This window comes from Alteromonas sp. ABE4_545, assembly GCF_056161325.1.
Window position 1 is genome coordinate 39,082 of sequence record NZ_JBSWYY010000013.1, and the last position, 13,118, is coordinate 52,199.

General features: G+C 46.6%; 15 protein-coding genes. 13 read left to right on the plus strand and 2 right to left on the minus strand.

All coding sequences use genetic code 11. The features are described 5' to 3' along the window. The first annotated feature begins 3 nt into the window (after nt 1-3). From ACXAH6_RS12795 to ACXAH6_RS12835, 9 genes are all read left to right on the plus strand, one after another. A complete protein-coding gene (locus tag ACXAH6_RS12795) occupies nt 4-1,674 on the plus strand; it encodes a ribonucleoside-diphosphate reductase subunit alpha (protein WP_474877379.1) in 1,671 nt (556 codons plus the stop codon). A gap of 244 nt (nt 1,675-1,918) precedes the next feature. Next, nucleotides 1,919-2,392 (plus strand): DUF2271 domain-containing protein, encoded by a 474-nt coding sequence (locus ACXAH6_RS12800; RefSeq protein WP_474877381.1) that lies wholly within the window; start codon nt 1,919-1,921, stop codon nt 2,390-2,392. A gap of 3 nt (nt 2,393-2,395) precedes the next feature. Further along, complete coding sequence (locus ACXAH6_RS12805) at nt 2,396-3,223, plus strand: DUF4198 domain-containing protein (protein ID WP_474877382.1); 828 nt, start codon at nt 2,396-2,398, stop codon at nt 3,221-3,223. Then, nucleotides 3,216-3,542, plus strand: a complete 327-nt coding sequence (locus ACXAH6_RS12810) for a hypothetical protein (RefSeq protein WP_474877384.1) — start codon at nt 3,216-3,218, stop codon at nt 3,540-3,542. The genes ACXAH6_RS12805 and ACXAH6_RS12810 overlap by 8 nt, the downstream gene beginning before the upstream one ends. 21 nt (nt 3,543-3,563) lie before the next feature. Then, complete coding sequence (locus tag ACXAH6_RS12815; protein WP_474877385.1) at nt 3,564-4,019, plus strand: hypothetical protein; 456 nt, start codon at nt 3,564-3,566, stop codon at nt 4,017-4,019. Between the two features lie 12 nt (nt 4,020-4,031). After that, the gene (locus ACXAH6_RS12820) at nt 4,032-4,931 is read left to right on the plus strand and encodes a metal ABC transporter solute-binding protein, Zn/Mn family (RefSeq protein ID WP_474877387.1); all 900 of its coding nucleotides are present in this window, start codon (nt 4,032-4,034) and stop codon (nt 4,929-4,931) included. Beyond that, nucleotides 4,928-5,653, plus strand: a complete 726-nt coding sequence (locus ACXAH6_RS12825; RefSeq protein ID WP_474877389.1) for a metal ABC transporter ATP-binding protein — start codon at nt 4,928-4,930, stop codon at nt 5,651-5,653. The genes ACXAH6_RS12820 and ACXAH6_RS12825 overlap by 4 nt, the downstream gene beginning before the upstream one ends. Nucleotides 5,654-5,662: 9 nt before the next feature. Beyond that, nucleotides 5,663-6,547: a metal ABC transporter permease gene (locus ACXAH6_RS12830; protein WP_474877391.1), complete on the plus strand. Its 885-nt coding sequence runs from the start codon at nt 5,663-5,665 to the stop codon at nt 6,545-6,547. A gap of 5 nt (nt 6,548-6,552) precedes the next feature. Beyond that, nucleotides 6,553-7,335, plus strand: a complete 783-nt coding sequence (locus ACXAH6_RS12835; protein WP_474877392.1) for a hypothetical protein — start codon at nt 6,553-6,555, stop codon at nt 7,333-7,335. Between the two features lie 18 nt (nt 7,336-7,353). Here the strand turns inward: ACXAH6_RS12835 and ACXAH6_RS12840 are convergent, their stop codons facing one another. Further along, nucleotides 7,354-7,713 (minus strand): hypothetical protein, encoded by a 360-nt coding sequence (locus ACXAH6_RS12840; RefSeq protein WP_474877394.1) that lies wholly within the window; start codon nt 7,711-7,713, stop codon nt 7,354-7,356. A gap of 170 nt (nt 7,714-7,883) precedes the next feature. On the opposite strand from ACXAH6_RS12840, the gene sdhC reads away from it, so the two are divergent. The 4 genes from sdhC (at nt 7,884) to ACXAH6_RS12860 (ending at nt 12,531) form a co-directional block, all read left to right on the plus strand. Continuing rightward, the gene (sdhC, locus tag ACXAH6_RS12845) at nt 7,884-8,264 is read left to right on the plus strand and encodes a succinate dehydrogenase, cytochrome b556 subunit (RefSeq protein ID WP_474877395.1); all 381 of its coding nucleotides are present in this window, start codon (nt 7,884-7,886) and stop codon (nt 8,262-8,264) included. Further along, nucleotides 8,255-8,608: a succinate dehydrogenase, hydrophobic membrane anchor protein gene (gene sdhD, locus ACXAH6_RS12850; protein ID WP_474877397.1), complete on the plus strand. Its 354-nt coding sequence runs from the start codon at nt 8,255-8,257 to the stop codon at nt 8,606-8,608. Before sdhC ends, sdhD begins: the two co-directional genes overlap by 10 nt. A gap of 364 nt (nt 8,609-8,972) precedes the next feature. Next, nucleotides 8,973-10,751, plus strand: coding sequence for a NirA family protein (locus ACXAH6_RS12855; RefSeq protein ID WP_474877399.1), 1,779 nt, complete (start codon nt 8,973-8,975; stop codon nt 10,749-10,751). Between the two features lie 22 nt (nt 10,752-10,773). After that, nucleotides 10,774-12,531, plus strand: a complete 1,758-nt coding sequence (locus ACXAH6_RS12860; protein WP_474877400.1) for a diflavin oxidoreductase — start codon at nt 10,774-10,776, stop codon at nt 12,529-12,531. A 68-nt stretch (nt 12,532-12,599) separates the two neighbouring features. Here ACXAH6_RS12860 and ACXAH6_RS12865 read toward each other — a convergent pair whose 3' ends face one another. Continuing rightward, entirely contained in the window at nt 12,600-13,013 is a 414-nt protein-coding gene (locus ACXAH6_RS12865; protein ID WP_474877401.1) for a hypothetical protein, read from the minus strand. Nucleotides 13,014-13,118: the final 105 nt, after the last annotated feature.

A 13,118-nucleotide genomic window follows, 5' to 3' on the forward strand; every position in this document is an offset into this window, starting at 1 on the left:
ACAATGAAATGGTTAACCGAAAATAGCAGAAAGTACTTACAAGCAGGGTACCTGACAGAGGATACCACGCCGGAAAAGCGCATTCGTGAAATTGCCGATAACGCTGAAAAAATTAACGGAATTAGCGGGTTTGCAGACGAATTTTACCGTTATATGCAGCGTGGGTATTTCTCATTAGCATCACCTGTATGGTCGAACTTCGGTAAAGATCGCGGCTTGCCTATTAGTTGTTTTGGTTCTTATCTTGCTGACGATATGGGTGAAATTCTTTATACCCAGTCGGAAGTAGGCATGATGTCTAAAATGGGGGGCGGCACGTCAGGGTATTTTGGCGCACTTCGCCCCCGTGGTGCGGCAATAAAAAATAATGGCGTGTCGTCAGGGGCCGTGCATTTTATGCAGTTGTTCGACACCATCGTTGATGTTGTGAGTCAGGGAGCAACGCGCCGTGGAAACTTTTCGCCTTACTTGCCTATTAGTCACCCCGATATTGCCGAGTTTCTTGAAATTGGCTTAGAAGGCAACCCGATCCAAAAACTCACTCATGGCGTTACTGTGAGCGATGCATGGCTACAGGCCATGATAGACGGAGACCAAGACAAACGTGCAATTTGGGCTAAATTGATACAAGTGAGAGGCGAGATAGGTTATCCGTACATCTTGTTTGAAGATAACGCGAACAACCAGACGGTCGACGTATACAAACAGCAGCACCGCCGCATTTACGCCAGTAACCTGTGTACTGAAATTATGCTGCCCAGCACTGAGGATGAGTCTTTTGTGTGCTGTTTGTCATCGTTAAATTTATTGCACTATGACGAGTGGAAAAACACCGACGCGGTAGAAACACTGACCTATTTCCTCGACGCCGTGATGACAGAATTTATTACCAAGCTCGAACAGTATAAACATTCGTCTAGTCGCGACGATGTAAAAACCTTTATGTTTATGGAGCGCGCGTACAACTTTGCCAAGCGTCACCGTGCAATCGGCTTAGGTGTGTTGGGCTGGCATTCATTACTGCAATCAAAAATGCTGAGCTTCGAAAGTCGCGAAGCCGCCAAATTGAACGTAGAAATATTCAAGCTTATTCAGCAGCGTTCTTATGCAGCGTCTGAGCAACTAGCCCAGGCATTTGGTGAGCCTGACGTGCTGAAGGGCTATGGCCGGCGTAACACAACTACCATGGCCATCGCACCAACCACATCGTCGGCCTTTATTCTTGGCCAGGTGTCTCAGGGTATCGAACCCATATGGTCAAACTGTTACGTAAAAGACATACAGAAAATCAAGACCACGATTAAAAATCCTTTCTTGCTCGCTTTGCTTGAGGAAAAAGGTCAAAACAACGTGGAAACATGGCGCAGCATCCGCGATAGAGATGGCTCGGTTCAACACTTGCCGTTTCTTTCTGATGCAGAAAAAGAGGTGTTTAAGACGTATCCCGAAATTAACCAAATGACCATTGTTCATCAGGCCACAGCCAGACAGACTTACATTGATCAAGGCCAGTCACTGAACATCATCATTCACCCCGACACACCAGTAAAAGAAATTAATGCCTTGTACATTGATGCGTGGAAGCTAGGGATTAAATCACTGTACTACCAGCACAGTATGAATGCCGCTCAATTGCTTAATCAAAAACAGCTTTGCGCTGCTTGTGAGGCCTAGTTCATCTCAGGCTGCTAGTAAGTTCACGTTCTTGTCTGGCAGCCTCTTCTTAAAATATACGCCCTAAATCCCATTTCATCACCCACCTGAATAAAAATGATTCTCATTAGTATTGTTTGTTGGTAATGATTACTGCTATCATCAGGCCGCAAAATACAAAACCGTTTTCGATGTGAGTGACGTAAATTCGCTCTCTTTTTCAAGTGTTCGATAAGCACTTAGTTTCAATACGATAGGCATAAAAATGACGAAGTTTTTGAGTGTTGTGATCGCATTAGCGATGTTCAGCTTTGGGGCCAGCGGCAGTGAACTTGAGGTCAGTTTTGAGCTTCCTACTTTTTCTACCGCGAATTATCAAAAGCCTTACGTTGCGATTTGGGTGGAAAGCAGCGAGAAAAATCAAACCCTGTCTTTATGGCATATGAAGAAGTCGCATAACGACAAATGGCTTAAAGATATTCGTCGTTGGTGGCGCAAGCTTGGCCGTTATGATGAAACACCCGATGGGGTAACCGGTGCCACTCAAGGGGCGGGTGAGTATGTTGTTAAAAGTCACATTGAAGGGTTAACCACATTTACTTTGTACATTGAAGTTGTGCGAGAAGATGGCGGCCGGTCTTTGCTAAAGCAAAAAATAGACCTCGCGAACGCACAGACGGAATACCAACTGCCTGATGATGATGAGATTAGCGCAGTAAGCATTAAAATAGGACAATAAACCATGAAATTTACCAAACTATCTGCTTTGTTTACTGGCGCAGCAATCGCGCTAGCGACGTCTCAAGCGAGCGCCCATGACATCTATATTTGGCCTAGCTATTTCTCTCTAAATAGCGATAAAGCTACCACAGTTCCAGTTGATATTACGGCGTCGCATACCACATTTCGCCCTGACTTTGCGATGTCGAGTGACGGCGCAAAAGTGTTCGGTGTCGACGGTAAGCAAGTACGTCGTTTAGGCGCTTATTTTGAAGGCGCACGTCGAGCAACCTTCGACCTAAATGTGGATGGTGAAGGTACTTATGCGTTGGTTTACGAAAGCGGCCCGACGTATTTTTCGTCTTACACCATTGGTAAGCGCGATACGAAAAAGTTTATGCGTGGTAAAAACAAGGTTGAAGCACAAGCGGAGATGCCTGAAGAAGGCAAAAACCTCGAAACATCAAAGTACTTTACCGTTGCCATGTCATACGTGACCAATAAAGCGCCGACTGATGCTGTGATGCAGCCGAAAAACCACGGTTTTGAAGTGATCCCCGTTACGCATCCGGCAGATTACGTAACTGGCGAAGAGATTGAAGTGAAATTCTTGTTTGACGGAAAGCCCGCTGCAGACACTGAATTCACTATTGAAAAAGAAGGCCCTCAGTATCAAGAGAAACCTACTGTACTTGAACTGAAAACCGACGCAGAGGGTAAATCGGCGTTTACCTTCGAGGAAGGCGGACGTTATATGCTTAAAGTGTATGACAAGCGCGATAGCCTTGATGACACCGCCGATTTTGATATCACACGTGTTTATTATGCATTTGAAGTTATCTATGAATAATTGTGCCGCTGTTAAACGTACCCTTGTGATGTTGTGTGCCTTGCTGTTATGCGGCAAGGCATATGCGCATTTCCCGACCTTACAGTGCGAAACCGACACTAACGACGATAGCAAATTGTATTGTGTTGCCGGTTATAGCGACGCGAGTTTAGCGGGTGAGGTAACACTTAGCGTGTATTCCTATGACGAGGAATTAATTAAACAGGTGACCACTGCGTCTGACGGCTCTGTGCTGGTAGACAAGCCAGAGGGTGAATACTACATCGTTTTCGATCCCGGGCATGAAAGTCCTGCCGAATTTGATTACTCAGAACTGTAAAATACGAGGGAAGTAGGATTGATGCGAGAGATTGTTCCCGTTCACGATGGACGACAGGAAAACCAGCTTTTCATATTGAGCTTTGTCGTGGTATTGCTGATGGCTGCCAGTTTACTTTGGTTAACCCATGATGATCACGCGCAACAGGTTAGGTTGCCCAATCCATTGAGTAATGTGGCGATGCAACTCAGCATCGCCAGTGATGAAATTGTGATGTTGCAAGAAGTGGGTTTGTTGAGTGCCTCGCCAACGTTAGCTGAGTTGCAAGAAAACGCACTGGCGCCATTTACCACGCATCACTTTACTACCCCACAACAAAACTGTTTCGTGACAAGCAACGAGCATGGTGTGGTTAGGCTGTTGAAGCACAACCAAACGTGGCAAGTGCAGTGGCGCATTGCTGATGCCCATGACGAACATCAAAGTGAACAGTGCGAGTTAAACGACCACTGGTTCGCCGTTACCTCTCCCCAATAAAGGGTGTTAACATTGAAAATAAAGCATTTTTTGATAACAGCATGCTTGCTGTTTTTTTGTGCCGGCCAAGCCAGCGCACAACAGGCTGACGACAAGTTTGTCGTAGGCATTACATTGCACCCTTATTATTCCTACGTGGCAAATGTGTTGGGAACAAAAGGAGAGGTGCTACCGCTGATCGACGCTGGATTTAACCCGCATAACTACGCACTGAACCCTGCGGATATTGCACGTTTAAATGAGCTCGACGCGCTAGTCGTGAATGGCATTGGTCATGACGAATTTGCCATTCATGCTGTTTCGCGCATTAATCCGAAAAATCTCGTGATGATTTACGCCAATAAAGATGTTCCTTTGCTGGGCGACGGTGAAAAAGCGAATCCCCACACCTTTGTATCAATAGACGCCGCCATACGCCAAGTGTATAGCATTGCAAAAGCGTTGGGACAATTGCGCCCTGACGACGCGAAATACTTCACTAAAAACGCCTTTCTTTACGCTAAAAAATTACGTGGCATGAAAAAAGGGGTGCAAGCATTACTGATAAACAAAGACGTGAGCCAGATAAAAATTGCCAGCACGCATAACGCGTATGGCTATTTATTGCAGGAGTTCGGGTTAACGGTATCGGCTGTGGTAGAGCCTGCCCATGGCGTTAAGCCCAGCGCGTCTCAATTGCAACAGACTATCGACGAAATTAAACAGGCCGATATTGATGTGCTGTTTACTGAATTGAATATGGCCAATAGCTATGTTGATGTTATTGAGAAAGAAACGGGTATTAAGATTTATCATTTCTCACATATGACACACGGTGAGTACTCTGCCGATTTGGTGGAAAGAGAAATGCAGCACAACGTTAATACCTTGGTTGAGGCACTCACTTACGCGGCCGACAAGGTGGCGATATGAGTAAGGATTCGAGCAATACCTTGTCGGTCTCTCCCACTGTTTGTTTCACCAATACGGGTGTAACACTCGGTACAAATACACTGCTTAATGCGTTTGACTTTACTGTAGAACCTGGCTGTTGGTTAGGCATTGTCGGGCCAAACGGCGGTGGTAAGTCTACGTTGATGAAAGCGCTATTGGGCTTGGTTCCTCACCAAGGTCAGATTTACTTAGATTGGCCAGCCGAGGCTGGAAAAATTGGTTACGTACCTCAGCTCGCGCCTTTTGATGCAACTCTACCCATTACCGTACTGGACTACCTCAGAATGGTATCTGAAGATGCTCCGGTGTGGTTGAGCTATAAACGCAATAAGAAAATTAGCGAATATATGGCGCGCTTTAATATTGTCGACTTTGCAGATAAACGCATCGGCACTTTGTCGACGGGTGAACGTCAGCGGGTTTTATTGTGTGGCGCACTGGTTAACGAGCCGGATATTTTGTTGCTAGATGAACCGTTAGCTGGGGTGGATAAACAAGGCCATCAACTCATCCTCGATATACTTCACGACTACCATCAGCAAGGAAAGTCGATATTAATGGTTGAACACCACTGGCATGTTATAGAAGCCTATTGTGACCGAGTGGCGTTAATTGATGGCAAGCTCGTAGATAGCGGCAGTGCCGAACATATTTTGTCAGTGCTGCAACAACGCGCGCTCGACTTAACCAACATAGCGTAAGGCGATGCCATGCTAACTAGTATTCACTCTTTTTTCTCGAGTTTGGTTGAGCATGGGTGGTTACCCGAAATGTTCAATTATGGCTTTTTGGTTAACGCCTTTTTGGCTAGCTTAATGATAGGCCCATTACTGGGTGCTTTAGGTACCTTAGTTGTGGTGAAACGGCTGGCATTTTTGTCTGAAGCCGTTGGGCATTCGGCGCTTACGGGGGTGTCGATTGGCATTCTGCTCGGTGAGCCAATCGAAGCGCCTTGGATTAGTTTGTTTGCGTTTTCTATTCTATTTGCGTTGTCACTACAATGGGTGAGAGGGCGCACAACAGTACCTTACGACGCCTTAATCGGCGTATTCCTCGCATTTGCTTTAGCGTTGGGTGCGGCCCTGATCATGCTCGTTGCCAAGCAAGTCAACGCGCACCTTGTAGAGCAGGTGTTATTCGGTTCGGTATTAACTGCCGATGGCCAAGACATTGTTATTTTATTTGTTATGTTTGTGGTCATCGTTACCTTGGCTTTCAAGTACGCCAATAAAGCGTTTTTAACCGCCTTGTCTCCAGAAATCGCCAAAAGTTTACGCGTAAAAACCAAATTACACGACTACGGCTTTGTGCTATTGATTGCGTTAATGACAGTGGCTGCGGTGAAAATCATAGGGGCGATTTTGGTCGGTGCATTATTGCTTATTCCCGCAGCAAGTGCGCGATTGCTAGCGGGTAACATCAAATCGATGTTGCTTTGGTCAATGCTAATTGCCACCACCAGTGCATTAGCAGGGGTGTTACTGCCAATGTATCTTCAGATGGCCGTTCCTACAGGCCCTGCGATCATCCTTGTGGCGTGTATGTGGTTTGTATTTGCTATTGGTAAGCACACGTTTTCACATTCTAAAAGGTAATGTTTATGTTTCGGTTATTGATCAGTTTAGTCGCCGTTTACCTGTTCTACGCGCACAGCGCCTATGCGGCAAAAATTGCCACGGTCAGCCCAATAAGTCACAGCATTACGCAAGCGCTGGTAAAGGGCACAGATATCAGTGTTGATTATCTGCCTCCTAAGCGCTTACCGGTAAACCGCATCGGCAGTTGGCTGAATAAAAACAGTCACGCGGCTTTTGCCGCCTACGACGCCCTTGTGGGTATCAGTTCGGTAGCGCCAGAATTAACGTTTTATCCAACGCTGCGCCAAAGCAATATTCGTATTGTGAACATTGATATTGCCCATGCCATTATGCCAAGCGGAGAAAAGGTGGTACTGGCGGAAGCAGGGGAACATTTTTGGCTGAATAGTAATAACTTGCTGATCATGCTGGGGGTGTTAAAGCGCGATTTAAGTGCCTTATGGCCAGCGCAAGCTGAGGTGTTAAACAGCAACTACCAGCGCATATCTTCGCTAATAAGACGCGTGAATTTACAACTCGACGAAAAGCTCATGGCAGCTGACATTGCTTTTGTTGTGCCATTGGACAGTAAGCTTCTACCGTTAACCAGCAGTTTGGCTAGTGATGTGAGCAGTGAGCAGGACGCGATAGCATTTGGCTTGGGGTATATCAAACTGGATAGCGGCAAAGCCAAACAAGCGGATGTATGGTATATCGATGATTTTACTCGTATAGCGCAAGATTCATTGGAAAATCGTTTGCTCAATCAGGTCGACGCACTAGAGGCAGTATTGAGTAGTCGATAACCTGTCATCACCTTCATCCTAACTCAACAACGGATAAACGTTGTGAGGGCATGCGCGACAAATCTGTGTTTTCAACTGCGCTAGTTGCTTGTCGCATGCACTGCTAAATGACCAGGAGTGGCAGCAACGCTGCTTCTCATGTTCACATTGCTTATAACACCACATCAGCACGTCTAGGGTGTGATGTTCCGCTTCGGGCGCTTGGCATAAGGTCGCCAGTGATACCGCCGCGTCAAGAAAGTGCTCCAAATGCTGTGGCTTAGCATTAGGGTGCTGTATTCGCTGTCTGGTCAAATACAAATGGGTATTGGCTTTTTCAAACTCTGCGTTAAATCTGTCTTTGCGCAATAGCGCGCTGGCTCTATCTTGTCCCGACATATAATTTCTTCAAATGAAAATGATTATCAATTGTATATGCGTGCCGTGGGTTTTCAAGTTTCTTTGCAAATAAAAATGATTAGCATTAAGATTGATTGGAAGTTCGGATAGCTGAATGAGATGACTGCCACAGTCATTATTTCTGTATTGTGGATTCAAGGAACCGTTGCATGAAGAAAAAGCGCCCAGTCAATTTAGAATTAAACACGATCACCCTACCGATTATGGGTGTGGCTTCTATTTTACACCGTATAAGCGCGGTTATTATTTGGGTCGCGGCGGTGTTTTGCTTACCTGCGCTCTACATCAGCCTTGAATCTCCTGAGGGCTTTTACCGTATTAAAGGCATGATCACCGAAGTCTTTGTGATTCAGTTTCTGGTTTGGGGCTTTTTAACGGCAATGGGCTACTACGCAGTAGGCGGGTTAAAACACATTATTCAGGAGTGCGGTTACTTCGAAGAATTAGAAGGCGGGCGACTTATCTCGCGTGTTGCAATTGGCTTAGGTGTTGCGCTAAGCGTGCTATTCGGAGTATGGGTATGGGCTTGAGTTTACGCTTAGAAAAACGCAATGGTGTGCACGAGTGGATATTTCAGCGCATCAGCAATATCGCCATTATTGTGTGGGCGACGGTTTACCTCTTACGCATTTTTTTGCAAGACGATATAACCTATGACGTGTGGTTAGCATTGCATACACCTATTTGGTTCAAGTGTTATTCAGCACTAACGCTCACGGTAGCCATGTTGAATGCTATCTTAGCGGGGTGGCAAATTGGCACTGACTATACCCAGAAAGTGCCCATTCCCGGTTTTGCAGGGTTTTATTACGCATTTTATATAACGCTAACCAGCGTTTGCTGGCTCGCTGGCATGTACATTATTAGCATGTAACTCGGCCCAATTTGGTGCAATGTAAAGCGGGTTTGCTTCTGGGTGGTTCAATGGGGAGCCAGTGGCCCGGAAATAAACCCTCTCTGGCACCGTGCTAATCTATATCAGAACGAGTACGGCGCGAGTTTTCGACAGATTCTACACCGTGGAAAAAGTGAAATTATTTATTTAAATCATGGTGTTTCAACTATTTTGCTGTAGCGCTTAGTGCAGCCAACCGGTTTGTGAACCGCGTTGGCTAGTAGTAGGCATATATCTTGCGTTATCACAATAGTGACGAGAGTCATTCGTAACGCCACTTCCAATTTAATTTTCCATCAATGACGATATTTTCGACTCATGAATATGAGTTGAGGGGTTTGCTATGTCTGAAATTCGTGTTCTGACTGACGACAACCTAATTGCGACAACAGCCAATGGCGGCAAAGGGTTTACTCAGGAACAAAAAACTTACCTTGCTGAAATGCTGGTAAAAATGAATCTTCACGAGCTGTTAGGAGCGGGGGATCGTAGCGAAAAAGAAGACGCGTTGCCGACTTTCTGGGGAACGCCACTTGACGATTTGTGCAAAGAAGAAAAAGCCAAATACGAAACTCATGTACTGGATATATGGGATTGGATAGTCAGACACGATAACGACAACCGCATGCCTGAAGGGATCGTCGGATTTATGTTCCGCCATTTTGGGCTATTTAACGTCGCACCTGCCATGGACGGTTATATGTGCCGTATGCGTATTCCTGCGTGTAAGTTGCGCGGCGATCAATTGGTGGGGTTGGGTGACATTGCTCAGCACATTGCTGGTGGTTACGCCCATGTGACGACCCGAGGTAATTTCCAATTGCGGGAAATTCCAGCGAATAAAGCATTGGAACTCCTAGCGGCCTTTTATGACCTAGGCTTGAGCTGTAAAGGCTCAGGCGCAGACAGTGCGCGTAATATTACCGCAAGTCCCACAGACGGCTTTGACGAGAATGAGTTAATAGCGATGCAAAAATACGCTATCGACTTTAGCCATGTGATCCTCAATACCCGTGATTTCCACGGTCTTCCACGCAAGTTTAACTTTGCCTTTGACAATGCAGGCAGTATTTCGTGTGTATCTGACACAAACGACGTGGGTTTTGTTGCGACCAAGGTACTGGAAAACAATCAAGGCGTCGCGCCGGGTATTTATTGTCGTTTGGTATTGGGAGGCATTTCTGGGCATAAAGATTTTGCCAGAGACACGGGCTTTGTTTGTTTGCCTCATCAAACACCCAAGGTCGCAGAAGCAATACTTCAAGTATATTTGGAACACGGCGACAGAACAAATCGCAAAAAAGCGCGTTTTAAATATGTATTAGACGCGCATGGTTTTGATTGGGTATGCGAACGCATTCAAGAAAAGTTAGACGAAATGGATTGTGGTGTTGTGTTGCAGGCCCTAGACAGCACTTTTCAAGCACCGCGTCCAGCTATTCAACGTCAAGCCCATATTGGCGTACATAAACAAAAGCAGGCGGGGCTGAACTATATTGGTGTGGCACTGAAGTTGGGGCGAATGAGTCCGGACCAAATGCGCGCAATTGGCCGTATTGCCATGCGCTACGGTGCGAACGACATACGTTTAACTGTGTGGCAAAACCTATTGATCCCCCATATTCCAGATGCAGATGTTGACGCGGTGGTGAAAGAAATAGAAGCGCTGGGCTTGAGCGTTAATGCCAATGCTTTTGCGGCTGGTGCCATTGCTTGTACGGGCCGTTGGGCTTGTAAATTGGCTAATGCTTACACCAAACAAGATGCTGAGCGGATCGTCGACCATCTACAAAGTCGTTTCACCTTAGACAACCCTATCAATATTCACTTAACCGGTTGCCCCAATTCTTGTGCCCAGCACTACATTGGCGACATTGGGCTTATTGGCACTACTGCGTCAGATGGCAGCGAGGGCTACAACATATTTGTTGGTGGTGGTACCGATGACGACCAAGGCTTGGCTCGCTTTTTATGTGGCCCAGTAGCCGCAAGAGATGTGTGCGATATCGCGGAGAAAATAGTGGGGAATTACCTGCAAAAACGCCAAGACGACGTGTCGTTTTTGAGTTTCACAAGGCAGTTGGAAGACAGCCAGCTTGAACCCGTCCTGCTCGCTAACTAATTCAAATTTAGAGAACAACCTTATGAACAATGCACTGATTACACAACTAAGCGCCGCGGTAGATTTGCAAAGCGAAAAAGGCACTGTTGTTGATATTCCAGAAACAGCGCCTTTCGACAATGAGCAGCGACAATGGCTGAATGGACTACTCACTGGCATTAGTACGATTGCCGCAGCAGCAAAAGCTGGCCCACAGCCGGAAGAAGCGGGTGCGCCCATGGCGGTGTTTTACGGTTCGCAATCAGGGAACTGTGAAGTGTTAGCCAAAGCGCTGAAGAAACACGCTGCGACACAGGGCTTCGAGGCCACGATTGCAGAGCTAGATACCATTGAACCTGCTGACCTCGCCGCGCACACGCACGTCGTTATTGTGTGCTCTACCTTTGGTGAGGGGGAGCCGCCAGACAATGCAAAAAAATTCTATACTGCGCTAATGGATGAGCAGGCGAGCCAGTTACCGGCAAGTCTCAACTTTAGTGTGTGCGGTTTGGGGGATTCAAGTTATGCCTATTTCAATAAATGTGCTGCAGATATTAATGCGCGTCTGATTGAATTGGGCGCGACTCAGTGCGCCGAATACACTGCGTGTGATGTTGCTTTTGAAGACGAATTTGCCGAATGGCAAAACGGTGTTTTTCAGTCTTCAGCATTTACGCAAGCAGCGGGAAGCAGCACAGCGTCCGTAGCATCCAACGACGATGCGGCTCCAACGTACACTAAAACCCACCCGTTTATTGCCAATCTTATTGAGGTTGAAAAACTGAGTGCACCCGCTTCAGCGAAGTGTGTAAATCACATTGAAATTAGCTTAGCGGGCGGTGGCGATGACATGCATTACGATGTGGGGGATGCACTGGGAGTTTGGCCGCTAAACTGCCCAGATGAAGTGAGAGCATTGCTGCAGTTAACGGGTTTTTCGGGGCGAGAAGTGGTAACGCAGAAATCGGGTGCTGCGTCGTTAAAAGTGTTACTGCAAAGCAAATTGGATATTGCCACAGTGAACGCGAAAACACTGGAGGCGTGGGGGATTGAGCAAGAAGTGCCGAACGATTACCAAGTTTACGATGTGTTGGCACAGCTAAAACCCACATTAACACCGCAATGTTTTGTCGATGGTTTACGCCCCTTACAGCCCCGTTTGTATTCTATTGCTTCAAGCCCCAAAGCTCACCCCGGCGAAGTGCATTTAACCGTGGGAGAAGTGCATTATGACTTGTATGAAAAGCCTCGTAAGGGCGTGGCGTCGACTTGGTTGGGTAAGCGATTGTCTGAAGGCGGTAATTTAGGCGTATATGTGCAGAAATCGGCGCATTTTCATATTCCGGCAAACGATGAAGCGCCATTGATTATGATTGGACCGGGCACGGGAATCGCACCGTTTCGGGCATTTTTGGAAGAGCGGGAAATGCGTGCCGCAACAGGGAAAAACTGGTTGTTTTTCGGCGATCAACACGAACAACAGGATTTCCTTTATCGTGACCAAATAACCGCATGGCAATCTTCGGGTTTACTCACTGAGTTGAGCTTGGCATGGTCACGAGATACGACTGAAAAAATCTATGTGCAAACCTTGATCGCTAAACACGGAGAAACCTTTTTCCAATGGCTACAAGAAGGGGGCTACATCTATATTTGTGGTGACGCATCGCGCATGGCTGCCGACGTAGACAAGGCCATTAGGGCGGTTATCGGGCAGTATGGTGGATTTGATGACGCCGGTGTCGATGCCTACATGGACATCCTCGTTAGTGAGCTCAGGTATCAACGAGACGTGTACTAAGAAGGAAGCACTGAGGGGGAATTGAACCCTCAGTGCTCTGCCAAGACGTTATTTTTCACTGCCTTGGTTTAGCGAAACCAAGCATGCTGTCGGGCTTTTAGTGCAACCGTGATTAACAATACAGAGAATACCGTGACTGCCAAAGGCATTATCACGGCTGAAGGCCCCATAATCGCGATGGCATCTTGCACAAAAAACGCATGAGCGTGTTGAACCATTAAGCCTAAAAACGACAGAATTAAAACAGGCAACGCCAGTTTGTTTCGCAAGCCAAGTAACAGGCTACCGAGCAAGCCACATACTACAGCAACACCAAAAGCGGCCATCGCCCAAGCTGGAAAGTTCTCGTACAACGGGCGTTGATTATCGGGCAAAGCAGCTAAATCTTCAGGTGTTAGCGATAATTGCAAGGCAAACGCCAAGACACCAATGACATTCCATACCACCATGACCCAAGCGAATATCGCAATCTTCTTTGGCATACGCTTTCCCCAAATTCACTATTAAAGACAATGCAGAGTGGCACGAGCATAGAGAGAAAGCAACATTTACAACTTAGGTATAGATTTCTCTAAATTTAATTGAAG

What these genes read in the sequence shown, in the direction of transcription:
- ACXAH6_RS12795 (WP_474877379.1), top strand. Translation starts at nt 4, where the DNA reads ATGAAATGGTTAACCGAAAATAGCAGAAAGTACTTACAAGCAGGGTAC.
- ACXAH6_RS12800 (WP_474877381.1), top strand. Translation starts at nt 1,919, where the DNA reads ATGACGAAGTTTTTGAGTGTTGTGATCGCATTAGCGATGTTCAGCTTT.
- ACXAH6_RS12805 (WP_474877382.1), top strand. Translation starts at nt 2,396, where the DNA reads ATGAAATTTACCAAACTATCTGCTTTGTTTACTGGCGCAGCAATCGCG.
- ACXAH6_RS12810 (WP_474877384.1), top strand. Translation starts at nt 3,216, where the DNA reads ATGAATAATTGTGCCGCTGTTAAACGTACCCTTGTGATGTTGTGTGCC.
- ACXAH6_RS12815 (WP_474877385.1), top strand. Translation starts at nt 3,564, where the DNA reads ATGCGAGAGATTGTTCCCGTTCACGATGGACGACAGGAAAACCAGCTT.
- ACXAH6_RS12825 (WP_474877389.1), top strand. Translation starts at nt 4,928, where the DNA reads ATGAGTAAGGATTCGAGCAATACCTTGTCGGTCTCTCCCACTGTTTGT.
- ACXAH6_RS12830 (WP_474877391.1), top strand. Translation starts at nt 5,663, where the DNA reads ATGCTAACTAGTATTCACTCTTTTTTCTCGAGTTTGGTTGAGCATGGG.
- ACXAH6_RS12835 (WP_474877392.1), top strand. Translation starts at nt 6,553, where the DNA reads ATGTTTCGGTTATTGATCAGTTTAGTCGCCGTTTACCTGTTCTACGCG.
- ACXAH6_RS12840 (WP_474877394.1), bottom strand. Translation starts at nt 7,713, where the DNA reads ATGTCGGGACAAGATAGAGCCAGCGCGCTATTGCGCAAAGACAGATTT.
- sdhC (WP_474877395.1), top strand. Translation starts at nt 7,884, where the DNA reads ATGAAGAAAAAGCGCCCAGTCAATTTAGAATTAAACACGATCACCCTA.
- sdhD (WP_474877397.1), top strand. Translation starts at nt 8,255, where the DNA reads ATGGGCTTGAGTTTACGCTTAGAAAAACGCAATGGTGTGCACGAGTGG.
- ACXAH6_RS12855 (WP_474877399.1), top strand. Translation starts at nt 8,973, where the DNA reads ATGTCTGAAATTCGTGTTCTGACTGACGACAACCTAATTGCGACAACA.
- ACXAH6_RS12860 (WP_474877400.1), top strand. Translation starts at nt 10,774, where the DNA reads ATGAACAATGCACTGATTACACAACTAAGCGCCGCGGTAGATTTGCAA.
- ACXAH6_RS12865 (WP_474877401.1), bottom strand. Translation starts at nt 13,013, where the DNA reads ATGCCAAAGAAGATTGCGATATTCGCTTGGGTCATGGTGGTATGGAAT.